Annotated in this window: 26 protein-coding genes; 14 read left to right on the forward strand and 12 right to left on the reverse strand. The window is 32.1% G+C overall.

Annotation, left to right across the window (positions count from 1 at the left end; all coding sequences use genetic code 11):
- The first annotated feature begins 57 nt into the window (after positions 1-57).
- Both RSE15_RS02315 and RSE15_RS02320 read left to right on the forward strand, forming a co-directional pair.
- On the forward strand, positions 58-2,502 hold the full coding sequence (locus RSE15_RS02315) for a PIG-L family deacetylase (RefSeq protein WP_324069378.1): 2,445 nt from the start codon (positions 58-60) through the stop codon (positions 2,500-2,502).
- A gap of 157 nt (positions 2,503-2,659) precedes the next feature.
- Positions 2,660-4,345, forward strand: coding sequence for a sodium:solute symporter family protein (locus RSE15_RS02320; protein ID WP_324069379.1), 1,686 nt, complete (start codon positions 2,660-2,662; stop codon positions 4,343-4,345).
- 63 nt (positions 4,346-4,408) lie between these two features.
- On the opposite strand, the gene RSE15_RS02325 is transcribed toward RSE15_RS02320, so the two are convergent.
- From RSE15_RS02325 to RSE15_RS02360, 8 genes are all read right to left on the reverse strand, one after another.
- A complete protein-coding gene (locus RSE15_RS02325; RefSeq protein ID WP_324069380.1) occupies positions 4,409-5,110 on the reverse strand; it encodes a sulfite exporter TauE/SafE family protein in 702 nt (233 codons plus the stop codon).
- Positions 5,111-5,159: 49 nt separating this feature from the next.
- Positions 5,160-5,609, reverse strand: a complete 450-nt coding sequence (locus tag RSE15_RS02330) for a FixH family protein (protein WP_324069381.1) — start codon at positions 5,607-5,609, stop codon at positions 5,160-5,162.
- Positions 5,610-5,622: 13 nt separating this feature from the next.
- Entirely contained in the window at positions 5,623-7,041 is a 1,419-nt protein-coding gene (gene ccoG, locus RSE15_RS02335) for a cytochrome c oxidase accessory protein CcoG (protein WP_324069382.1), read from the reverse strand.
- Between the two features lie 64 nt (positions 7,042-7,105).
- The gene (locus tag RSE15_RS02340; protein ID WP_324069383.1) at positions 7,106-8,050 is read right to left on the reverse strand and encodes a cbb3-type cytochrome c oxidase N-terminal domain-containing protein; all 945 of its coding nucleotides are present in this window, start codon (positions 8,048-8,050) and stop codon (positions 7,106-7,108) included.
- Positions 8,051-8,137: 87 nt separating this feature from the next.
- Positions 8,138-8,308 (reverse strand): CcoQ/FixQ family Cbb3-type cytochrome c oxidase assembly chaperone, encoded by a 171-nt coding sequence (locus RSE15_RS02345; protein ID WP_133607121.1) that lies wholly within the window; start codon positions 8,306-8,308, stop codon positions 8,138-8,140.
- 5 nt (positions 8,309-8,313) lie between these two features.
- Positions 8,314-10,485 (reverse strand): cytochrome-c oxidase, cbb3-type subunit I, encoded by a 2,172-nt coding sequence (ccoN, locus tag RSE15_RS02350; protein WP_324069384.1) that lies wholly within the window; start codon positions 10,483-10,485, stop codon positions 8,314-8,316.
- Positions 10,486-10,488: 3 nt separating this feature from the next.
- The gene (gene ccoS / locus RSE15_RS02355; RefSeq protein WP_291135422.1) at positions 10,489-10,683 is read right to left on the reverse strand and encodes a cbb3-type cytochrome oxidase assembly protein CcoS; all 195 of its coding nucleotides are present in this window, start codon (positions 10,681-10,683) and stop codon (positions 10,489-10,491) included.
- A gap of 82 nt (positions 10,684-10,765) precedes the next feature.
- Positions 10,766-13,150: a heavy metal translocating P-type ATPase gene (locus RSE15_RS02360; RefSeq protein WP_324069385.1), complete on the reverse strand. Its 2,385-nt coding sequence runs from the start codon at positions 13,148-13,150 to the stop codon at positions 10,766-10,768.
- 109 nt (positions 13,151-13,259) lie between these two features.
- Between RSE15_RS02360 and RSE15_RS02365 the strand changes: the two genes are divergently transcribed.
- From RSE15_RS02365 to RSE15_RS02385, 5 genes are all read left to right on the forward strand, one after another.
- On the forward strand, positions 13,260-13,937 hold the full coding sequence (locus RSE15_RS02365; RefSeq protein WP_324069386.1) for a Crp/Fnr family transcriptional regulator: 678 nt from the start codon (positions 13,260-13,262) through the stop codon (positions 13,935-13,937).
- A 96-nt stretch (positions 13,938-14,033) separates the two neighbouring features.
- Positions 14,034-14,228: a tyrosine-type recombinase/integrase gene (locus tag RSE15_RS02370; RefSeq protein ID WP_416380763.1), complete on the forward strand. Its 195-nt coding sequence runs from the start codon at positions 14,034-14,036 to the stop codon at positions 14,226-14,228.
- A 151-nt stretch (positions 14,229-14,379) separates the two neighbouring features.
- Positions 14,380-14,817: a DUF1801 domain-containing protein gene (locus RSE15_RS02375; protein ID WP_324069387.1), complete on the forward strand. Its 438-nt coding sequence runs from the start codon at positions 14,380-14,382 to the stop codon at positions 14,815-14,817.
- Between the two features lie 11 nt (positions 14,818-14,828).
- Complete coding sequence (locus tag RSE15_RS02380; protein ID WP_324069388.1) at positions 14,829-15,224, forward strand: hypothetical protein; 396 nt, start codon at positions 14,829-14,831, stop codon at positions 15,222-15,224.
- A gap of 6 nt (positions 15,225-15,230) precedes the next feature.
- Positions 15,231-15,530: a DUF6958 family protein gene (locus RSE15_RS02385; protein WP_324069389.1), complete on the forward strand. Its 300-nt coding sequence runs from the start codon at positions 15,231-15,233 to the stop codon at positions 15,528-15,530.
- 251 nt (positions 15,531-15,781) lie between these two features.
- Here the strand turns inward: RSE15_RS02385 and RSE15_RS02390 are convergent, their stop codons facing one another.
- Complete coding sequence (locus tag RSE15_RS02390; RefSeq protein WP_324069390.1) at positions 15,782-16,090, reverse strand: rhodanese-like domain-containing protein; 309 nt, start codon at positions 16,088-16,090, stop codon at positions 15,782-15,784.
- A gap of 128 nt (positions 16,091-16,218) precedes the next feature.
- On the opposite strand from RSE15_RS02390, the gene RSE15_RS02395 reads away from it, so the two are divergent.
- From RSE15_RS02395 to RSE15_RS02405, 3 genes are read left to right on the forward strand one after another with little or no spacing between them, the layout of a single operon-like run.
- A complete protein-coding gene (locus tag RSE15_RS02395; protein ID WP_324069391.1) occupies positions 16,219-16,671 on the forward strand; it encodes a MarR family winged helix-turn-helix transcriptional regulator in 453 nt (150 codons plus the stop codon).
- Positions 16,672-16,687: 16 nt separating this feature from the next.
- Positions 16,688-17,320 carry an NAD(P)H-dependent oxidoreductase gene (locus tag RSE15_RS02400; RefSeq protein ID WP_324069392.1) on the forward strand — a complete coding sequence of 211 codons (633 nt, stop codon included), beginning with the start codon at positions 16,688-16,690 and terminating at the stop codon, positions 17,318-17,320.
- A gap of 34 nt (positions 17,321-17,354) precedes the next feature.
- Positions 17,355-17,918 (forward strand): YceI family protein, encoded by a 564-nt coding sequence (locus RSE15_RS02405; protein ID WP_324069393.1) that lies wholly within the window; start codon positions 17,355-17,357, stop codon positions 17,916-17,918.
- 83 nt (positions 17,919-18,001) lie between these two features.
- On the opposite strand, the gene RSE15_RS02410 is transcribed toward RSE15_RS02405, so the two are convergent.
- The gene (locus RSE15_RS02410) at positions 18,002-18,580 is read right to left on the reverse strand and encodes a hypothetical protein (protein ID WP_324069394.1); all 579 of its coding nucleotides are present in this window, start codon (positions 18,578-18,580) and stop codon (positions 18,002-18,004) included.
- Positions 18,546-19,445, reverse strand: a complete 900-nt coding sequence (locus RSE15_RS02415; RefSeq protein ID WP_324069395.1) for a hypothetical protein — start codon at positions 19,443-19,445, stop codon at positions 18,546-18,548. Before RSE15_RS02415 ends, RSE15_RS02410 begins: the two co-directional genes overlap by 35 nt.
- Before the next feature lie 160 nt (positions 19,446-19,605).
- On the opposite strand from RSE15_RS02415, the gene RSE15_RS02420 reads away from it, so the two are divergent.
- Positions 19,606-20,532, forward strand: a complete 927-nt coding sequence (locus RSE15_RS02420) for an SIMPL domain-containing protein (RefSeq protein WP_324069396.1) — start codon at positions 19,606-19,608, stop codon at positions 20,530-20,532.
- A 78-nt stretch (positions 20,533-20,610) separates the two neighbouring features.
- Here the strand turns inward: RSE15_RS02420 and RSE15_RS02425 are convergent, their stop codons facing one another.
- The gene (locus RSE15_RS02425; RefSeq protein ID WP_324069397.1) at positions 20,611-21,462 is read right to left on the reverse strand and encodes a DUF2911 domain-containing protein; all 852 of its coding nucleotides are present in this window, start codon (positions 21,460-21,462) and stop codon (positions 20,611-20,613) included.
- Between the two features lie 133 nt (positions 21,463-21,595).
- Here RSE15_RS02425 and RSE15_RS02430 point away from each other — a divergent pair, with 133 nt between their 5' ends.
- The 3 genes from RSE15_RS02430 (at position 21,596) to RSE15_RS02440 (ending at position 24,168) form a co-directional block, all read left to right on the forward strand.
- On the forward strand, positions 21,596-22,051 hold the full coding sequence (locus RSE15_RS02430; protein ID WP_324069398.1) for an SRPBCC family protein: 456 nt from the start codon (positions 21,596-21,598) through the stop codon (positions 22,049-22,051).
- Between the two features lie 55 nt (positions 22,052-22,106).
- A complete protein-coding gene (locus RSE15_RS02435; RefSeq protein ID WP_324069399.1) occupies positions 22,107-22,805 on the forward strand; it encodes an SDR family NAD(P)-dependent oxidoreductase in 699 nt (232 codons plus the stop codon).
- Between the two features lie 76 nt (positions 22,806-22,881).
- A complete protein-coding gene (locus RSE15_RS02440) occupies positions 22,882-24,168 on the forward strand; it encodes a cryptochrome/photolyase family protein (RefSeq protein ID WP_324069400.1) in 1,287 nt (428 codons plus the stop codon).
- Positions 24,169-24,214 lie beyond the last annotated feature (46 nt).

The raw sequence follows: 24,214 nt of genomic DNA on the forward strand, positions 1-24,214 counted from the left end.
GAAGCAATTAAAACTTCCTTTTTTTTATTTCCTTATTTTTGAAACAAATCAATAAAAATGAACAGAAGCTTTACTTCAATATTTATATTATTAATTTCAATCATAACATTTGCGCAAGCCCCACAAAAATTAAGTTCCGTTGAAATTTATGAGCAAGTTCAAAAGCTTAATTTCTTAGGCAAAGTATTGTATGTTGCTGCACATCCAGATGATGAAAACACTAAACTTATCACCTATTTTTCAAATCATTACCACGCACAAACAGCCTATTTATCATTAACTCGTGGCGATGGAGGTCAAAATTTAATTGGAACGGAACTACGAGAAAAATTAGGTGCTATTAGAACACAAGAATTACTAGCTGCTAGAAGAATTGATGGTGGCGAACAGTTTTTTACACGCGCCAATGATTTCGGATTTTCTAAAGAACCAAATGAAACATTTGCTATTTGGAATAAAAATGAGGTAATGGAAGACGTTATTCAAGTAATTGAAACCTTTCGTCCAGACATTATTGTGAATCGTTTTAGCCATAACACGCCTGGAACAACCCACGGACACCATACGGCTTCGGCTATGTTGAGTTTGGAAGCCTATGATTTAGTAAAATACCAACCTAAACGAATATTTTTCAACACTTCTTGGTGGTTTTACGGAAGCCAAGAAGCGTTTGATGCTGCCGATAAATCAAAATTATTAGCTATAAATTCAAACGTTTATTATCCGTTAAAAGGAAAAAGCAACAACGAAATCGCGGCTTTAAGCAGAAGTCAGCACAAATGTCAAGGCTTTGGAACTTTAGGAAGTCGTGGCGACGAAACCGAATATTTAGAACTATTAAAAGGAAATTTACCAAGTAATACCAATCTTTTTGAAGGAATTGATACGTCATGGAATCGAGTAAAAGGCGGCAATGAAATTGGAAAATTACTAAACGAAATTGAGAAAAATTTCAACTTTGGAAATCCATCAATACACATTCCAAATTTAATCAAAGCGTATGATTTGATTCAAAAATTGGAAGACTCCCATTGGAAAGAAATTAAATCCAAGCAAATTATCAAAATTATTGAAGCTTGTAGTGGTTTATTTATGGAAGCACTTGCCGATACAGAAACAATTACGAAAGACAGTAAATTTAATCTGCAATTGGAAGTAATAAATCGCAGTCAGTCAAATGTGAAATTGATTTCGGTTAACGCTTTAAATATCAAAAACGAAACTCAAAACAAACCTTTAAAAAATAACGAAAAAGTAAATTTTCAATTCAAAGATGTTGAGGTTGGTAATGCCGTTGATTATTCGAATTTATTTTGGCTAAAAGAACAACAAACTGAAGGAATGTATCAGGTTTCAGATAAATCGATTCGTATTTTACCCGAAGTTTCAACTTCCTTTCCGGTGATTTTTACAATTGAAATTGAAGGAAAAACAATCGAATTTGTAAAGAACATTTGTTATAAATTCAATAATCCAGACGATGGTGAAACGTATGTTCCCTTCAAAATTCTTCCTGAATTTACATCAACTATTGAATCAAAAGTTTTAATCTTTAACTCAACTCAACCCAAAGAAATTTCAGTTAAAGTGAAAGCACATAAAGCAAATGCTTCAGGAAAATTATCTGTAGTAATTCCTACTGATTGGAAAATTGAACCCCAAGAAATTCCGTTTACAATAGAAGCAAAAAATGAAGAGCGAAAATTCTCTTTCAAAATTTATCCTTCTAAACCCGAAATTACTACAAAATTAGTGGCGCAAATTGCTACTTTAAACGGAACTTTAGATAAAGAATTGATTACGATTCAATATCCACATATTCCAAAACAAACTATTTTAGTTACTTCAGCAGCCAAAGCGGTAAAATTAGACATTGCTACAAAAGGAAAAAATATTGGTTACATCATGGGCGCTGGTGATGAAGTGAATAAAAATCTAGAAAATTTAGGCTTTCAGGTTACCAATTTAAATCCGAATGAAATTACTGCTGAAAATTTAAAATCGTATGACGCAATCATTTTAGGGATTCGAGCTTTTAATGTGGTTGACGAATTAAAATTTAAAAACAAAATATTGTTTGATTACGTTTTTAATGGTGGGAATGTCATTGTACAATACAACACCACAAACAACCTGATTACTAAAGAAATTGCTCCTTATAATTTAGAATTATCAAGAGATCGAGTAACCGATGAAAATGCGAAAGTTACTTTCTTAACGCCAAATCATAAAGTACTTAATCAACCGAATAAAATCAATGAAAAAGATTTCACTGGTTGGGTTCAAGAACAAGGTTTATATTATCCAAATAAATGGAGTTCAGAATTTATTCCTATTTTAGCTTCCAATGACGAAGGAGAAACTCCAAAAAAAGGAGCCTTATTAATCGCAAAACACGGAAAAGGAAATTACATTTATACCGGATTGAGTTACTTTAGAGAACTTCCAGAAGGTGTAAGTGGCGCTTATAGATTATTAGCAAACATAATTGCTTTGGATTGATGATGCAATTTGATTTTGAATCTGAAACCTGAAAAACCTGAAACAAAAAACTTTATGGAAGAAAAACACAGATGGAAAAAAAGTTATAGCATTGTACTGATTTTGAATGCTATCTACATTTTGATTTTCTATTTATTAATGGAAATTTATACTTAATATGGAAAATTTAGATTGGATAGTACTATCAGTCACTTTGTCATTTATTGTCATTTACGGAATTCTGAAAACTAAAGGAAGCGCCAATGTAAAAGACTATTTATTAGATAACAACGAAACGCCTTGGTTTACTGTTGGAGTTTCAGTTATGGCTACACAAGCCAGTGCAATTACTTTTTTATCAACCCCAGGCCAAGCATATCATGACGGAATGGGATTTGTGCAATTCTATTTCGGATTACCATTAGCAATGATTGTAATTGCTTACACTTTTATTCCAATATACCATCGACTAAAGGTTTACACCGCTTACGAATATTTAGAGCAACGCTTCAATATTGAAACAAGAACATTAGCAGCTGCTCTTTTCTTAATTCAGAGAGGATTAGGCACCGGAATTACTATTTATGCGCCTTCAATAATTTTATCAGCTCTTTTAGGATGGAATTTGAATATGCTTAATATCATCATAGGTATTTTAGTAATTCTGTATACTGTTACTGGCGGAACAAAAGCCGTCAACGTTACTCAAAAACAACAAATGTTTGTAATTATGTCGGGGATGTTTATCATCTTCTTTTACATTCTAACCAATCTTCCCGAAGATGTTGATTTTACAAACGTGCTTCATATTGCAGGTGCCAATGGTAAAATGGATATTTTAGATTTTTCTTATAATCCAGAAACTCGTTATACTTTTTGGAGTGGAATAACCGGTGGTTTTTTCTTGATGCTTTCTTATTTTGGCACCGATCAATCACAAGTAGGCCGATATTTATCTGGAAAATCTGTAAAAGAGAGCCAAATGGGATTAATTATGAACGGAATTTTAAAAGTTCCGATGCAGTTTTTTATCTTGTTAACTGGCGTTTTAGTATTTGTTTTCTTTCAGTTTAATGATGCACCCTTGCACTTTAATCCTACAAATGTTGAAAAAGTAAGAACTTCTAATCAAAAGGAAGCCTATGAAAATTTAGAAAAAAAGTTGGCAGAATTGAATACAGACAAAAAAATCGTTAATCAAATATACATTGAACAACTAAAACACAACGAATACGAAAATCCAACGCTTAAAAAACAAATGGTAGCGCTTTCCTTAAAAGAGAAAGATTTACGAGAAAAAGCAAAGGTGGTCATTTCAAAAGTAGATGGTAAAACGGAAACAAATGATAAAGATTACGTATTTCTATATTTCATCTTAAATTACCTTCCAAAAGGGCTTTTAGGTTTGTTATTAGCTGTTATTTTTAGTGCTGCAATGTCATCAAGTGCTTCTGGATTAAATGCTTTAGCAGCAACTTCAGCAATTGATATTTATAAACGAAACGTAAATACTAAATCCGACAAACATTATGTGTACGCTACCCAATATTTTACTGTATTTTGGGGCATTGTTGCCATTGGATTTGCTTGTATTAGTTCACTATTTGAAAATTTAATTCAATTAGTAAATATAATTGGTTCCATATTTTACGGAACTGTTTTAGGTATATTCTTAATTGGATTTTATATCAAATATTGTAAAGGGAAAGCAGTTTTTATTGGAGCATGTATTAGTCAATTAACTATATTCTATATCTTTTATTTAGATATTGTAAGTTATTTATGGTTGAATTTTATAGGAGCGCTGTTAACTGTTGGAATCGCATTACTACTACAAAAAATATTTAATAAATTCGAATCCTAAGAAACAAAAAGAGTGCTAAAGATAAAACTTCAACACTCTTTTTTCCCTATTAACTAATTTTTATTAATGACAATTGCCTTCTGGTTGCACAAATAAACTCATATTACTTGGCGACAAGTATGGAATATCCAAACCTAAACCTCTTACAATAAATAACATTCCTATTATTACCGCTACTAGCGGAATTGCTTTTTGAATGGTTCCTCTAAATGAAAAAGAAATCAATCCTGAAGCATAAATTACTGCAACCATCATTGGAATGGTTCCTAGTCCAAAAAGTAACATATACCCTATTCCTAAAGTTACATTTTGCATGGCAATAGCGCCAAAAAGTGCTACATAGACCATTCCACAAGGTAAAAAGCCATTCAATAAACCGATAGTGAATAACGATTTATAACTTTTGTTTTTGAACTGTTGACCTAAACTCGATTTTACCTTTGTAATCAATCTATACACAGGTTTTGAAAAATTGTATTTAGCAAATACTTTTTCTGGAATTACTGCGACTAAAATCATTAAAATCCCAACGATTATAGATAATTGTTGTTGCATACCTGCCAAATAAAAACTTCTACCCAATAACCCAAAAACTAAGCCTAAAATTCCGTAAGTGGTTAATTTTCCAATATGATACGTTATAATTTGGGTAACTTTTTTTGTTTCATTCGTTCTATCCACAGGCAACATCATAGCTATTGGACCGCACATTCCTATGCAGTGAAAACTACTAATTAAGCCAAATATGAAAGCCGAATATACCATCAATTACAAATTTCAAAGTAAAGAATAAGTTCAAAATCAATAATGCAATTTAATCAATTTTAAACGAATCTTTGTTTAAATATTTTACACCATCGTATTCCCAATCGATAGAAATGTCCCAAAGACCGCCAGCCAAATTACTTTTAGGTATGAGCAAATGTGGACTAGATAATGAAATCGGAATTTCAAAATCTAATTTCTGACTTGACGGTCTGTATAAGGACACTTTTCCATTTATTTTAGAATAATCGAAATCTGAAGGAAATTGAATTTTAATTCCCTCTACAGTGTTTTCAATTGTTATTTTATTTGTTAATGCATTTGCATTTTGCTCTCTTTCGATATTATCTTGAACAGTTGCTTCTTTCTTATAATAATCTTCTACCACTAGTTCATGATCATATTTATCATTTGATTGTACTTTATATACATATGATAAAATGAATGTCATAAAAAGTGCAAATGCAATAACTATTCCTGTTCCCCAATTAAATTTCATAGCTTTTAATATTTTAATTAAAGTTTCTCGGTCCTTGGAAATTAGTTGATGTTTCTTCAATCAATGTATCTCCATTATATAATTCAAGTTTTAAATGTACTTTTTCTTCTTTTAACAAGCTCTCTGGAATATCAATATATAATGTTCCGCTTGCTAAACCTTGTTTTGGTACTTTAATAACTGGACTTCCAACTAATTTTATTTCTCCTTTATAATTTACAATCTTAACAATTACATTATCAAAAGATTGTTCTGTTTTATTTACCACTTTGTAAGTGTAAAAATTTCTGATATTTTCTCCATTATGTTGGAATAATTGACCCGACATAGGTAAGAAATTTGCTTCTACATCATTACGTAAAAATAACATTCCTATTAAAACACCAACTAACAACGTTAAAACGGCTATATAGCCCTTCATTCTTAGTGTTAACTTGAATTTCTCTTTCTTTACAATTTCATCTTCACTTGCATAGCGAATTAACCCTTTAGGTAATCCAACTTTTTCCATGATGATGTCACATTCATCAATACAAGCCGTACAGTTGATACATTCTAACTGAGTTCCATTTCTAATATCAATACCTGTAGGGCAAACCACCACACATTGATTACAATCGATACAATCTCCATACCCTTCAGCGGTTCTGTCTTCTCCGTTTCTCCATTTTTTTCTACCGTTTGCACCTTCACCTCTTACATGATCATAGGCAACGTTAATTGATTTATTATCTAATAAAACACCTTGCATTCTTCCATAAGGACAAGCTATAATACAAACTTGTTCTCTAAACCATGCAAATACAAAATAGAATACACCTGTAAAAATTAAAAGAGCAATTAAGGTACTTAAATTATTTGCTGGTCCTTGGGTTATCATTTTGACTAATTCATCACTGCTAATCAAATACGCTAAGAAAACATTCGCAATGAAAAATGAAAAAATAAAAAAGATAATCCATTTAATAATTCTTTTTCTTATTTTTTCAGCATCCCACTTTTGTCTTGCTAATCGCATTTGAGCACCTCTGTCTCCATCAATCCAAAACTCAATTCTTCTGAAAACCATTTCCATAAAAATAGTTTGCGGACAAAACCACCCACAAAATATTCTACCAAAAACAACCGTAAATAATGTTAATCCTACTACTCCAACAATCATTGAAATGACAAACAAATGAAAGTCTTGAGGCCAAAAAGCAAATCCAAAAATACTAAAACGTCTTTCTAATACATTGAACATTAAAAACTGATTTCCATTGATTTTGATAAACGGAGAAGCAATTAAAAAAACCAAAAGAAAATAACTTAATAATTTTCTTTTTTCATAAAAAGGCCCAGAAGGCTTTTTTGGATGAATAAAATTTCGCTTACCTTCGGCATTGATTGTAGCAATGGTGTCTCTAAAACTATCGTCTGGTAAATTTGACATAATGAATCATTTTTTAGTTTAAAAAAGGTTTTGAGAAATTCTCAAAACCTTTTTTATGTACTAGTTATTTTTTTGCAGGTTCTGCTACTTTTGTTGAATCTGTAACAGTTTCTGTGGCTGGTTTAACTTCTGCTGTTTCTTTCCAAACTTCACCTTCTGCGGCTTTTGCTCCTGCAGGATTAGAACCTTTTAAAGTTAAGATATAACTTGCAATGTTTTGGATATCAGAAGAAGATAAATTACTTTTCCAAGCTACCATTGAAGGGTTGTTTTTACTTCCTTCTGAGATTAGTTTGAAAACGTTTTTGATTCCACCTCCATTAATCCAATGGTCATCCGTTAAATTAGGTCCTACTAAACCACCACCATCGGCTTTATGACACGCTGCACAAGCGTTTGTGAAGATTTCTTTTCCTTTAGCTAAACTTGTTGCATCTGTTAAAGCTACTACTGTTTCATAACTTACTTCATCAGCAGCATTTTTAGGCAATTTAGATTTTTCTAATTCTGCTAACTCTACTTCATTTTTAAACTCTTGTTCTTGATCATATTCATTCATTACATGGAAACGAATCATATAAACTAATGCAAATATAATTGTACCATAGAATAAATAAACCCACCATGGTGGCAAAACGTTATCTAACTCTTTGATACCGTCATAATCGTGATCTAACATGATATCTTCTTCTCTTTCTATTTCTTTAGAACGAGTAAGTTTACTAACTATGTTTTGATACCATTTACTTTCTGTAAATGAAACCGATTGAGCTTCTTCTAATTGTTTCTTTTGTTCATCTGTTAATAAATGATACGTTACTTTATCAACCGCATCGATTACAATTTCGATTGCAATTAATAAAAACAAGAATACTCCCAAAAATAAAGCTACCATTGGAAACTTTATAAAAGCTGGCCTATCTCCTGAATCGATAAAATATTCCATAGCTGCAAATACGAATGCAAACAGTAATGGAACTCTTACGTATGATGGAATTAATTTTTTCATATGTAGAAAATTTTGATGTTATGTGAAGCTGACCAACCATAAATAAAACCTTATGGTTGATTCAGTTTCAGTAAATTATAATTATGACTATTCGTCGTTTAATGGCATTTCGCTAATTTCTTTGATTTTTTCTTTACTGTAAGTAAAAGCCCAAACTGTGAACAATACAAATGCTGTAAAGAAAATAGTCAATGAAATGATTGGATAAATTTCTACTCCCGTTATGGTTTCTAAATTATGTTTAATAAATTTTAGCATAATTATTATTTTTTAACTTGAGTATCAGTACCTAATCTTTGTAAATATGCAATAAGAGCTATAATTTCTCTATTTTTCAACGGAGCAGCTGTTTCATTTCCAAATGATTTCTTAATATCTGGATTAGCCAATAAATTGGTTTCAATTTTAGTAGCTTGTTCGTCCATATGTTTAAGAGCATTATTAATTTCCGCATCAGAATAAGGAACCCCTAAAGTTACCATGGCTCTCATTTTATCTTGAGTAGATGATTTATCCAACTCATTTTTGATTAACCATTGGTATCTTGGCATAATTGATTTCTCATTTAAACCTTGAGGATCATACATGTGGTTAAAATGCCAATCGTCTGATCTACCTCCGTTAAACGGTTTTCCTGTTACACCCTCACGAGCTAAATCTGGACCCGTACGTTTAGAACCCCATAAGAATGGATGGTCGTAAACAAATTCACCCGCTTTAGAATAGTCACCATAACGCTCTACTTCTGAACGGAACGGACGAACCATTTGTGAGTGACAACCCACACAACCTTCTCTAATGTATAAATCTCTACCTTCTAATTCAAGAGGTGTGTAAGGTTTAACAGATGAAATAGTTGGAATATTTGATTTTACTAAAATGGTTGGCAAAATTTGGATTAAACCTCCAATTAAAATAGCAACTGTAGTCAATAACATAAATTGAACTGGTTTTCTTTCTAACCAAGAGTGTAATTTTTCACCTTTTAAACGGTTAGGAGAAATTACAGCTAAAGCTGGTGCTTCTACTAATTCATTCTCTACTGGAGAACCTTGTCTAACGGTTCTAATGATGTTATATACTAATACAATAACTCCCGTAAGATATAAAGTTCCACCCACAGCACGCATCCAATACATTGGCATTAATTCGGTTACTGTTTCCAAGAAATTACCGTATTGTAATGCTCCACCATCTGGTTTAAATTGTTTCCACATAGAAGCTTGCGTAAATCCAGCAACATACATTGGAAGCGAGTATAAAATAATACCTAAAGTACCAATCCAAAAATGGAAATTCGCTAATTTTTCAGAGAATAATTTTGTTTTTGTCATTCTTGGGATTAACCAATAGATCATACCAAATGATAAGAAACCATTCCAAGCTAAAGCTCCAACGTGAACGTGAGCAATAATCCAATCTGTAAAGTGCGCAATAGCATTAACGTTTTTCAATGATAACATTGGACCTTCAAAAGTTGCCATACCATAGCCTGTAATAGCTACAACGAAGAATTTCAATACAGCATCAGTACGAACTTTATCCCAAACACCTCTTAATGTTAATAATCCATTAATCATACCACCCCAAGATGGAGCAATCAACATTACAGAGAAAACAACTCCTAAGTTTTGAGCCCAATCTGGTAAAGCAGTGTATAATAAGTGGTGAGGTCCAGCCCAAATATAAATGAAGATTAACGACCAAAAGTGAATAATTGATAATCTATATGAGTACACAGGACGATTTGCTACTTTAGGAACAAAGTAATACATCATTCCTAAGAATGGCGTAGTTAAGAAAAATGCTACCGCATTGTGTCCATACCACCATTGTACTAAAGCATCTTGAACACCAGCATAAACCGAATATGATTTCATTGCTGAAACTGGTAATTCTAAACTGTTAAAAATGTGAAGAACTGCAACTGTTACAAACGTAGCGATATAAAACCATATAGCTACATAAATATGACGTTCTCTTCTTTTAATAATCGTTCCAATCATATTGATACCAAAAACTACCCAAATTAGAGCAATTGCAATATCAATTGGCCATTCTAACTCTGCATATTCTTTAGAAGTTGAATAACCTAATGGCAAAGATACTGCTGCAGCAACAATAATTAATTGCCATCCCCAAAAGTGAACTTTACTTAAAAAGTCACTAAACATTCTAGTTTTTAACAAACGTTGCATAGAGTAATATACTCCAGCAAACATTGCATTTCCAACGAAGGCAAAAATGACCGCATTGGTGTGTAAAGGTCTTAAGCGCCCAAAACTTAAAAACGAAATGCCGCTTGTTAAGTTTGGAAACAAAAATAGGAAAGCTAAAATAAGCCCTACTAACATCCCCACTACTCCGAAAACGATACTAGCGTAGATGAAATTCCGTACAATTTTGTTGTCGTAATAAAATTGTTGCTTCTCCATAAATTAGATTGATTTTTGTTTTTCTGTTTGTATTAATTTGTTTGGATTCTCTTTTACAATTTCATCGTCAAATAACATTCTGACTGATGGTGTGTAGTCATCATCATATTGGCCACTTTTAACTGCTTTTATAAAAGCAATTAAAAAAGCTATAGCTACTACTATACTGATCGTGATTAATAAATAAATGACACTCATACCTTAAATTGTGTTAACAAAGTTACTTTTACTCGTTTTTATAAAACATGACTTTTATCATGTATTAAAATTTTCTTAAAATTTAGTCTACTAATCGCTTTCTTGCATACAAATTCGTCATAATTGTCACAAAGCTAACAATGGTTATTGTGCTCAATGGCATAATGATAGCCGCTACAATTGGATCTAATTTACCGGTCACTGCATAACTTAATCCTACTACATTATATAATAAAGAAAGACCAAAACTCATGTAAATTGTTTTCATTGCGTTTTTAGAATAACGCATGAAAAAAGCTATCTTATCAAATTGAGATGCATCTAAAATACCATCACAGGCGGGTGAAAACACATTTACGTTTTCTGAAATAGACAATCCCAAATTACTTTGAGCTAAAGCACCAGCATCGTTTAACCCATCACCTACCATCATTACATTTTTGCCTTCTTTTTGGAGTTGTTCAATAAATTGTAATTTTTGCTCAGGCTTTTGATTGAATACTAATGTAGTTTTTGCTGGCAACATTTTTTCCAATATGCTACGTTCACCATCATTATCGCCCGATAAAACCACTAAATTGTATTGCTTCGTTAAATCATCAAATAATTGCTCTAATCCTTTTCTGTATTGGTTATTGAACACGTAACTTCCTTTATAAACTCCATTGATTTCAACATGCACTTTGGTTTTCTTATGCGTGTTTTCGGTCATGGTTTTTAGGAATTGTGACGAACCTAACTTTACTGTATTTCCATCGATTTCAGCGAAAATTCCTTTTCCGATGATTTCCTCGAAGCTTGAAGTTTCTAATTTTTCTTGATTCGGAATGAACTCGTACAATCTTCTACTTAAGGGATGATTTGAACCTCGTAAAACATTCTTCAATAATTTTAATTCGGATACATTTAATTCGGTTCCTTCGTAAGTAATGGCTGTTTTTTTATTGGTTGTAATCGTTCCGGTTTTATCGAAAACAATGGTATCTACTTTGGCTAATTGTTCGACTACCAACGCATTTTTCAAGTATAATTTTCGATTGCCTAAAATTCGCAACACATTTCCTAACGTAAACGGAGCCGTTAAAGCCAAAGCACACGGACAAGCCACAATTAAAATAGCTGTAAAGACATTGAAAGCAGTAGTAACATCAATAAAAAACCAATAAATAAAGGAAACTATAGATAATCCCAATAAAGCTGGTGTAAAATAACGACTAATTCTATCGGTAATATTTTTGTGTTGTTGCTCTATGCGTTTTTGGAAGACATCGTTACTCCATAATTGAGTCAAGTAACTATTTGATACTGAAAACAAAACTTCCATTTCAATAACTTTTCCCAATTGTTTTCCGCCAGCGAAGACTTTATCACCTGATTTTTTCTCGATTGGAACCGCTTCCCCTGTTACGAAACTGTAATCAATAGAAGCTTTTTCAGAAATTAAAATTCCATCTACTGGAATTAGCTCTTGGTTGCGAATTAAAAGTCTGTCTCCTTTCTCAATTTCATAAACTTGAACCGATTCTTCTTCTCCGTTTGGTAAAATCTTAGTGATAGCAATTGGAAAATAGGATTTGTAATCGCGTTCAAACGAAAGAAAATCGTATGTTTTCTTTTGGAATAACTTCCCTAAAAGCATAAAGAAAATCAATCCCGCCATACTATCGAAAAAACCTTGACCGTAATCAAAAATAATATCAACTGTACTTCTTACAAACATGACTACAATTCCTAAAGCAATTGGAATGTCGATATTCAGCATGCCCGATTTAATACTTTTCCAAGCGGAAACATAATAACCAGAAGCGGAATATATAAAAGTAGGAAGCGACAAAGCAAAAATCAACCAACGGAAAAATCCACGGTATTGATTAATCCAAAATTCCTCCACTTCAAAATATTCGGGAAACGAAAGCAGCATGATATTTCCAAAACAGAAAAAGGCTACTCCAATTTTATAGATTAAACTTCGATCAATTTTTTTCTTCCCTTCATCAAAATTTTCTAAACTGATGTAAGGTTCATAACCAATTGAACTCAATAGATAAACAATATCTTTTAAGGAAGTTTGTTCTGGATTGAACGTAACTCGGACATTTTTCTCCCCAAAATTAACTTGAGAAGCGTTTATTCCTGGTTGAAGTCTTTGTAAATTTTCCAGAATCCAAATACACGAACTACAGTGTATATGAGGAATGTAGAGTGAAACAATATGTGTTGTACGCTCTTGGAATTCCAATAATTTTGAAACAATTTCTTCATTGTCTAAAAAGTCATATTTGCCCTGAATATCTTGTGGTGTGGCGCCGGGTGCTGCCTGAAAATCATAATAACACGTTAAATCGTTCTGACTAAAAATTTCGTACACAGTTTTACAACCATTGCAACAAAACTTTTTATCGTCAAATAGAATTTCGTCTTTTTTTATTATTTCATTACCACAATGGAAACAATTTTCAGTGTCCATAGATTTGCTCATTTTACCTAAGCACAAATTTCTTACTTCGAAGCAAAACAAAATATGATAATTGTCATACTTTGTTTATATTTGTATCAAACTTTAAACATTTCTTAAAATGAGTAAATGCGAACAATGTATTGTGAGGCAATTTAGTTCATTAAAGGCCTTAAATAAAGAAGAATTGCTACGCATGGCCGAATGCAAAACATCTTACACTATAAAAAAAGGAGAGCCCATTTTTGAAGAAGGTGAAGTAACTAATGGTATTTACTGTATAAAAGATGGTGTTTGCAAATTGTCTAAGTTAAGCGACAATGGAAAAGACCAAATCGTAAAACTAGTAAAACCAGGAGAATTATTAGGGCAACGATCAATGATTAGCGATGAACCTGCTAATTTAAGTGCTGTGGCTTTAGAAGACATGGAAGTTTGCTTTATTCCTAAAAGCGAAGTGATGCAGTTTTTTACAAAAAACAACCAGTTTTCGATGAATGTAATGAAAACGATTTGTGAAGATTTAAAAGGAGCCGATGATCATATGGTGAATATGGCACAGAAAACCGTACGCCAACGTTTAGCCGAAACCTTAATATATTTAGAAGAAACTTTTGGTAAAAACGAAGATGGTTCATTGCACATCCAACTATCCAGAGAAGAATTAGCCGGAATGATTGGCACCGCAACCGAAAGTTGTATTCGATTGTTATCCGACTTAAATAAATCAGATCATATTGAGTTAACGGGCAAAAAGATTACGCTGTTAGATAAAAATAAATTAAAACGATTAACATAAGATAATCCGCTTTTCAGCGGATTTTTTTGAAGGACATAAAAAAATACACAATATTCTGCAAGAAGTTTAGAGGAAATATTGAAAAAAAGTATTAAATTGGTCACAATAAACAAACCTGTTACATTGCATTGGCTACGTCATAGCTATGCTACTCACTTATTAGAAAGTGGAACAGATTTAAGATACATACAAGAATTATTAGGGCATAATAGTAGTAAAACAACTGAAATATACACGCATGTGAGTACTAAAAACATTCAGCAAATTAAAAGTCCTTTTGATGATTTATAAAAAAATAATACGCAATAATAGTTGAGCATAGCTACCCAAAAACAGTTAGCTATGCTCAATAAAATAGCAAAAAACTGAGCATATAAACGAGTTAGCGGTCATTGTAAAGACGACCATCCAATCACGACAGACAACTACTTGAATAAAAAATATGGCAAAGACAAAGACAACATACACAGGGCAGGACGTTACCGACTTTATAAACTCTTATGTTGACAACGACCAGAAAAGGGTTGACAGTTTTCAACTTATTGAGCTAATGCAAGAGTGGTCCGACTCTGAACCCAAAATGTGGGGACCGAGCATTATCGGTTTTGGTAATTATCATTACAAATACCCAAGCGGACACGAAGGAGATGCACCAGTTTTGGGCTTTTCACCAAGAAAACCAGCACTTACACTTTATGTATATTCTGACACAGAGAAAAGTAAATTAGCATTAGCCGACCTTGGTAAATTCAAAATAACGAAAGGATGTATCTATGTAAAGAAACTTTCAGACATCAAAATATCGGCATTGAAAGAACTTTGCATCGAATCAATAAAATATATTAGTGAACATCACGAATGTTCTTGTAGAGCAAAATAAAAAAATCAATTATGAAAAAATATATCATCTTAAAGTTAATTGGACTGGCAATACTGACTATGATAACCTTAGTCATTATTTCATTCCTTGAAGTTGCTGTTTATTCTTACCTCATTAACCCTGGACAAGACCAAAGTGTTTATGAAGCACATGCAAACATTTCTGCACCGTATATTTCAGGAATCTTCGGCTTTATTTTCTTCTTTCTCGTGACACGTCATTGGAAGAAAAAGGAATACCCAAATGTTTTAAAATTGGTAATTCTCTACCCACTCATTTATGTTCTGCTGGACATTGTCATAATAACAGCAGCAGGTGTGAAATGGTCTGACTTTATCATAATATTTGCTATTGCCAATACAGCAAAGTTTCTTGGCAGTTACTTAGGTTATAAACTATCTAAATGACAGATTATGGAAGAACAAAAAATACAACTCAAACATCCGCAGGGAAAAAAAGCTGTCAGCATAAACAAGGATAAGTATGAATTATTGACAACAGAAACAGTTCAATATTTGACTGAAAATAAAGACGGGACATTTTCAGAAATATCACAGAGAATTGCTCAAAGTTTAAAGGACAAAAAAATAATATTTGACGGCTCATTAAACTGGTATCTTGAATGGGTTAAACTTGACCTTGAAGCAAGACAAATCATTACAAGAGTTCCAAAGACATCACCACAAAAATATACACTGACAAAAAGCCGATGAAACAATGTGGACAATGGACAAGAAAAAACAACGAACCGCTAACATCGGCTTGCCAAAAGCGGGGCTGACGTGCTTAATTGAACAGTTGTGCTTCTATTTTACATTTGTGCTTGCAGACAGGTTAGTGCTTCTAATGCCCCGCCTTCGGCAAGCCGCGGACCGTTAAAATCAAAACTAAATAGCAGTTTATGACTACTCGCCCTTCTTAAAGTATAAACCAAAAAAAAAAATCCGCTCTTCAGCGGATTTCTTTATTCTGTTGGTCCTTCCCAATTAGAAAAACCACCTAGTAAATTAAAGGTGTTTTCAAAACCTAATTGTTCCATGGCATTACAAGCGTTGGCACTTCGTACTCCAGCCGCACAATACACATAGTAGTTTTTCGATTTATCTAACTCCTCTACTCTATAGATAAAACCTTGTCCTTTATAAATGTCGATATTTATTGCGCCTGGAATAAAACCATCGTTAAATTCATCTTCGGTACGAACATCTAGTATAACACCATTTTCATCTTGCGAAAACTGGCTCCACCACGTGTTTTGATCTAAGTTTGTCATCTTTGTTATTTTTTTCAAAAGTACTATCAAAAAATGCAATTTTAAAACTTTAACAAAAATTTATCAAACATTTGTACATACAAATAAAATTATTACTACATTTGTACATACAAATTTTACAACGACAAATGAGAATAGAAGAAATCATAAAACCAAATACTCCAATGGCAATGGAAAAGAAAACATTACTCAATGTAATGTATACTGAAAATGTCATTTCGGAAAAGTTTAATGAGCTATTAAAACCATTTGACCTTTCCCCAGAACAATTTAACGTATTACGTATTTTAAGAGGGCAAAAAGGAAAGCCTGCAAATATGTGTATGATTCAGGAACGCATGATTGCAAAAACAAGTAATACCACACGATTAGTTGACAAACTGTTATTAAAAGAATTAGTTCTTAGAGAAGTTTGCCCTATTAATCGAAGAAAAATGGAAATCACCATTACCGAGAAAGGTTTGCAATTATTACTTCAATTAGATCCCTTAGTTGAAGCTCATGAGCGCTATTTTTCAAAAAATTTGACTACTGCAGAATTAGAATTGTTAAACGAATTGCTTGAAAAATTTAGAAATTAAAAACCCAAAAATTACTATGACAAATTTTATAGAAAATCAAAAATGGCGTTATGCTACGAAAAAATTCGATGCTACTAAAAAAGTTTCGGATGCTGATTTAGAAACCTTGAAAGAAGCAATTCAATTGAGTACTTCTTCTTATGGTTTACAATTATACAAAGTATTCATCATCGAAAATCCTGAAGTTAGAGCAAAATTACAACCAGCTTCTTGGGGACAATCGCAAATTGTAGATGCTTCTCACCTATTAGTTTTTGCTAATATTGTGGATGTTCAAGAAAATCATATTGATGAATATGTTCAAAACATTGCTACTACAAGAGGGTTATCAGTAGAAGATTTAAAAGGTTATTCTGACTTTATGAAATCGAAAATTGTACCATTACCCGTAGATAAAAAATCGGTTTGGACATCAAAACAAACTTATTTAGCGTTAGCAAACTTAATGAATGCAGCTGCTGAACTTAAAATTGATGTTACTCCAATGGAAGGTTTTGAACCTGAACAATACAACGAAATTTTAGGATTAAACGCTTTAGGATTAAACGCATCATTAGTTGCAGCAGTAGGATATCGTCATGAAGAAGATGCTACGCAACATTATGCAAAAGTTAGAAAATCAAAAGAAGAATTATTTACTACTATTTAATAATCAATTAATTAACACTTAAACATTTTTACACATGAAAAATTTCAAATCAATCGCTTTATCTCTTGTAGCTTTCGTATCATTCGCAACTACAGCACAAACTAAGAAAGTAGATGCTGCAAAAAGTACTATTAACTGGGTTGGTAAAAAAGTAACTGGCGCACACGAAGGAACTATTGCTATTAAAGAAGGAAATTTAGTATTCAAAGGAAAAAAAGTTGTTAACGGTAACTTTATTGTTGACATGACAACTATCAATACAACTGATTTATCTGGAAAAGGTAAAACAAACTTAGACGGACATTTAAAATCAGATGATTTCTTTGGTGTTGAAAAATTCCCAACAGCTACATTAGTTTTCAAAACTATTGGTGAAAAAGGAAATGGAGTTTACGCTGTAACTGCAGATTTAACTATTAAAGGAATTACACACCCAATCAAATTTGAATTAACAGTTGCTGGAAACACTGCTGCAACAACTTTAAAAGTTGACAGAACTAAATACGATATCAAATACGGTTCAGGTAGTTTCTTTTCTGATTTAGGAGACAAAACAATTAGCGACGAATTTGAATTAACTGTTAAGTTAGCGTTCTAATTTTTCGGGAATCATTGCTATGAAAAACAAAAGCCTTGAAATTTAATTTCAAGGCTTTTGTTTTTACTACTTCATACTACAACTTAAGGCAATGTGATTTCTCCTAAAAACAACGTCCATACTTCTTTTTTAGAAGCGCCAAAACTTTTAATTATGGGTTTAAATGCTACTTTTTGGAAATAACGTACTTCTGTACGTTTATTATTTTGACTAATGGTCAATTGGTATTGCGTAGTCCAATAATCAAATCCTACAATCGAATTTTCATAATTGGAAACGGAAAATGAGTAATTCTTATTCATTATTTTTTCAATTAAATCAGGTAATGAAATAGCATTATTTTCAATTGAAGTAAAATCGATAACCATTACTTTTTCACTTTCAAATAAACTATAAATACTGGTTTTAATTTCAGCTTTTAAAGTTTCCGATGTGGATTCACTTGACAATAAAGTCAGATATTGGTAATAATCTTCCACTTTTAAAGTAGCACTTTCCTGATACGCTTTCACTGAAGCTATTGTAAAATTAGCTTTTATTGCAGAAGACGCAGACGTATTTGCATTTTGACCAAACAAGGAAAATGTAAATAGTAAAAACATCAAAAGGAAACTTCTTGTAAACATCTTATTCTTGTATAATTCGTATAAATTTAATTTCATCTTTATCATTGCTTTGAATATCAATCACTTTCATTCGCTTCAAAGCAACACTTGGAACAATCAATTTTTCAGAAAATTCTTGTTTGTTAAAATATTCAATTCCCAAATCGTTTTTAAGCATTACCAAAACTTCTAAATCATCGGCTAAAATCTTTTGCAATTGTTCTTTTCGGGTTTCCCAATCTTTAATATCTGATTTCATAAAACCTTTTAACATCATTGCATAATCATCTGGTTGTAAAGAAATTGTATTGGAATTTTCTTTTCCTACTACAATTGTTTTGTCTTTATAATACGGACTTTTCAAAACAATTTTCGCGCTGTCTTTAGTTGTAATCTGAATTTTAGAATCTACAATTTCAATTGGTGTTTCTACATTATTTTCAATCATTACAGCTTTTACTTCTTCGCTGTTGATTTGCTCTTCGGTAAACGCATTCTTTACTTCAATAGTTTGTACTTCTTCCCTATTCAAATAACGATATGAAAAAAATCCTATCAAAAACAAACCAATAAAACCAAGACTAAAAACAACATTATAATTTCGTTTTGGTTGAACCACATTTGGAACCACTTCTTGTTTCCATTTAAACACATATTCATCCCAACCCGAATAACCGACCAATTGCGATAAAATATCCAACATATCTTTTCGAGGCAATTTATCATTGGCTTCGACTTTCAAATGCGTGTAAATCCATTTTTCGCTAACCGTTTGTTTTACTTGAACAGCTATCAAATCAATTAAATTTTGAATGTCTTGCGAACTAAACGTTTTCCAATTTCCCTCAAAATAAGGATACTGCTTCTGATACGTCAAAAGCACATCGTTTTTAAGTTTATGAAATACGTCTATTAGATTCATGTTTGTTTGGGTCAAAAGTAAGTGATTGCGAATTTTTATTTACTGTAAAACCACTGTAAATGTAGCGAAAAAACTTTACAGCAACAGGAAAGTAGTTTTGCCAAACGTTTTTCTTTTTTCGAAAGTACTATTGCAGTCAAATCATTAAAAATATAAAATTATGAAAACACAAGTTTCTTATTTAAACGGAAAAATCAACTGGATTATTGTAGCTTTAGTATTCACATTTAGTGTTGCTCAAGCTCAAATTAGCGGCAATCAAGTCTATGGAAATAATCGCTACAACGAGAACAATTACAATCAGAATGGTTTGCCTAATAATACGGTTGTTTCTATCAATGACAATCATTTAACAGTTACCGTAAAAATGTTGCTTAATAAAAAAGCTGACGGATTTGTAATTACATTGGGATTGAATCAAGAAGACGAAACAGTTTCGGGTTGTAGCAAAAAAATAAATGCTCGAATTGATGGATTTTTAGATAAAATAAAAGCATTGGGAATAAAAAAAGATAACTGCTACATCGATTTTATTTCGCAAACCAAAATTTATGATTTTAATGTCAATTTAGAAACCGCACAACAAATTGATAAGGGTTTTGAAATCAAAAAGAACATCATTATTACTACTTCCAATGCCAATAGTTTGGAAAAATTAATTACAATAGCTTCCGATTTTGAAATTCATGACATCATAAAAGTCGAATATTTTAATAATGACACGAATGCGATTCACAATTCACTTTTTGATGAAGCATTGGTTTTAGCCGAAACAAAAAAAATGAGATATATGAAATCCTTTGGAAAGCGAATCATTGGTACACCAACAGCAACAGAAGAATTTGCAACGGTTTTCCCAAAAACGCAATACAAAATGTACCAAGCTTTTGAATCGGCAGAAATTGAAACCAATCAAAACAACAGAAACCAATACCTAAAGAAAATCGCACGAAAAAACAAAACCTTCTACTACGACGGAATTTCAGCTGCTGGTTTTGATAAAGTCATTAATCCTAACCAAACAGAAGTTGGTATTCAATATGTATTAACGCTTACGATGGCGTATAAAATTGATACTTCGATTTAAGAAGTTTATTCCATAAAAAAAGCCTTGAAATTTAATCTCAAGGCTTTAATATTTATAAAATTATTTCAGTGTGTTCTATTATTTAGACCATTCTGCAATACTATCTTTATTCATTTTTTCATAATCACCATTTCCTGCTTTCACAGATAACGCTAAAGATTCTTTTGCAGTTGCAATAGCTCCTTTTTTGTCACCTGTTTTTGCTTGAATTAACGATTTTAATCTTAAATACCAAAATGGTACATCTTTATCTTTAGGTGAATTTGAAATTGCACTGTTTACCCAAGATAATGCTTTAGTCATATCTCCATTCGTTTGATAAAAATATTGAGCTGAAGAAAAATAATCACCTGCAGATGGCCCAGCTAATGTTTTTTCAATACTTTTCATTGCAGTTTCTTGCGTAGGAACCGTAAATGGAATAGATACCATTGTTCTTTCCCAAGATAATTCAATTAATCCAGAATCGTTTGTAAGATTATTTAAGAAAATTGAAAAAGATTCAACAGATTTGCTTAATGTTTCTGGTTTTACAGTAACTCTTAAAGCAACATTAGCTTCGTTCCAATTTTCAGGTAAACCCCAATTATTCGTGTCAGAATAAAAAATAACATCCCAACTATCTGCTTTTGGAAATGTAAATAATGCATATTTACCTTTTTTCAAATCTTTTCCACCCACTTTTACATCTTCGCTGAATGAAATAGTAGTATTTGCATTTGCTCCTGTTCTCCACATTTTCCCAAAAGGAACTAAATCACCATATACGGTTCTTCCTTTTGCACTTGGTCTAGAATATTCAACTTGAACTGTTGTTAAACCAACCACTTGTTCAATTTTAGCTAAAGGACTAGATTGAGGCGTCTTAACTTGCGCTTCCATAACAAAATTGGCTATTACTAAAGCCAACATAACAATAATTTTTCTCATAGGTTTTGATTTTGATGACCAAATTTACAAATTGTATTAGAATCAAATGTTAATATAAACTTAAATGAATTATTTTTTGTTTAATCATTTATAATTATTATTAAACAATTTTATATCTTTACAAAAAAATACTATGAAAATATACCGTTTACATACCAAACAAAATTTACCCATTACTATAGACCAAGCGTGGGAATTACTTTCAGATCCAAAAAACCTTCAAAAAATCACACCTGAATATATGGGTTTCAAAATTTTATCAGGTGCTGATAGACCGATGTATCCAGGACAAATTATTCAATATATCGTTACACCTGTATTAGGAATTCCTGCTAAATGGGTAACCGAAATAACACATGTAGTTGATAAACAGTATTTTGTAGATGAGCAACGCTTTGGACCCTATGCGTTGTGGCATCACAAACACTTTATAAAAGAAATTCCCGGCGGCGTGGAAATGGAAGATATTGTAGATTATAAAGTTCCTATGGGAATTATTGGACAATTGGTTCATCCGTTTTTAGTAAAACCTAAATTGAATGAAATCTTCGAATACAGAAGAAAAAAATTAATCGAAATGTTTGGATAATTCAAGTAGAGATGCGATTTATCGCGTCCGTAACTAACAAGAGAAAAAATAAAACATGAAAAACATATTATTAATAGGCGGATCTTACGGAATAGGATTAGCCATTGCTCAAGAACTTCAAAACGATAATAATATTTTTGTTGCATCTAGATCCAATGAAAATTTAGCAGGATTGAATGTTACTTATATTCCGTTTAATGCTTCAACTGATACTTTAGATACATCAAAATTACCTGCTGTAATTGATGGTTTGGTTTATTGTCCGGGTAGCATTAATTTACGTCCGTTTAGAGGATTAAAACCAGAAGCTTTTGAAGCCGATTTACAAATTAACTTCATAAGTTTAGTAAAAGTAATTCAAGCTGTTTTACCGAATTTAACAGCGGGTGAACAATCGAGCATTGTGCTTTTTAGTAGTGTTGCTGCTTCAATGGGAATGCCATTTCATACTAGCGTGGCAGCGGCTAAAGGAGCTATTGAAGGTTTTGCAAAAGCATTAGCAGCCGAATATGCTCCAAAGATTAGAGTAAACGTAATTGCACCCTCATTAACCGACACACCATTAGCTGATAAATTCTTAAACAACGAAACCAAACAAGAAAAGTCAGCCGAGCGCCATCCGTTAAAACGATTTGGAAAACCAGAAGACAGCGCCCAAATGGCAAGCTTTTTATTAAGTGATAAAAGCAGTTGGATTTCAGGACAAATTTTCCATGTAGATGGCGGAATGTCAACATTATTAGTAAACGGCTAACAAATTCAACGACAATAACAAATTCAAAAATCAAATCTTAAACTTGAGATCTGAAACTTGAAACAAATAAACAAACATGAACATTTTTTGGTTTAGACGCGATTTAAGAATAGAAGACAACGTAGGGCTTTTTCATGCTTTTAATAGTAATGAAGAAGTATTACCTATTTTTATTTTTGACGAAATTATTTTGTCGGAACTTCCAAAAGATGATGCTCGGGTTTCGTTTATTCACGAGCAATTAGAAAAAATTCAGTCGGAATTGAATAAAATTGGTAAATCGCTTGCTGTTTTTCATGGAAATCCAATTGAAGTTTTTACCAAATTAATTTCCGAAAATAAAATTACTGCGGTTTATACTAATCATGATTACGAACCTTACTCTCGTAAGCGCGATAAGGAAATGAATCAGTTGTTTGTTTCCAATGGCATTTCTTTTTTAACTTCTAAAGACCAAGTTATTTTTGAAAAAAGTGAAGTCGTAAAAGATGATGGAACGCCTTATGTAGTTTACACACCATATTCCAAAAAATGGAAAGAGAACTTCAGAAAAATTAAGTTAGTTCATTATCCATCGGAAGATAAATTGGATAAAATTACGAAACACTCCTACCCTTTTTTATCATTAGATGATATTGGTTTTGAAAAATCAAGTATTAAAGTTTCACCATTTGATGTTTCCGAAAATTTAATTCAGAATTACGAAGCTACTCGAAATTTTCCTGCTTTGAATAAAACCTCTTATTTGGGAATTTATCTCAGATTTGGTGCGGTTTCTATTCGAAAAATGGTTGGAAAAGCTATAGCTGAAAAAAACGAAACCTTTTGGAACGAATTAATTTGGCGCGAATTCTTCATGCAAATCTTATGGCATTTTCCACATACAAAAAATGCGAGTTTTAGACCAAAATACGATGCCATTATTTGGGAAAGCAATGAAGATTTATTTCAAAAATGGTGTCAAGGAAAAACAGGTTATCCTTTTGTTGATGCGGGAATGCGTGAATTAAATGCAACCGGACACATGCACAATCGCGTCCGTATGATTGTAGCAAGTTTCTTATGCAAACATTTACTAATCGATTGGCGTTGGGGCGAAACTTATTTTGCTCAAAAATTATTAGATTACGAAATGGCGAGTAATGTTGGAAATTGGCAATGGGCCGCAGGTTCAGGAGTTGATGCTGCTCCATATTTCCGAATTTTCAACCCAACCGAACAAATCAAGAAGTTTGATAAAGACTTAAAATATATTAAAAAATGGATTCCTGAATTGGAAACCCAATATTATCCAAACCCCATTGTAGATCACAAAGAAGCACGAGAAAAATGCCTAAAAGTCTACAAGGAAGCAGTTGGTTAATTAATTTACAGTAAGTTTAAAACAATAAACTACTAACAATAAACCA

The organism is Flavobacterium sp. (assembly GCF_035195345.1).
GTDB lineage: Bacteria > Bacteroidota > Bacteroidia > Flavobacteriales > Flavobacteriaceae > Flavobacterium.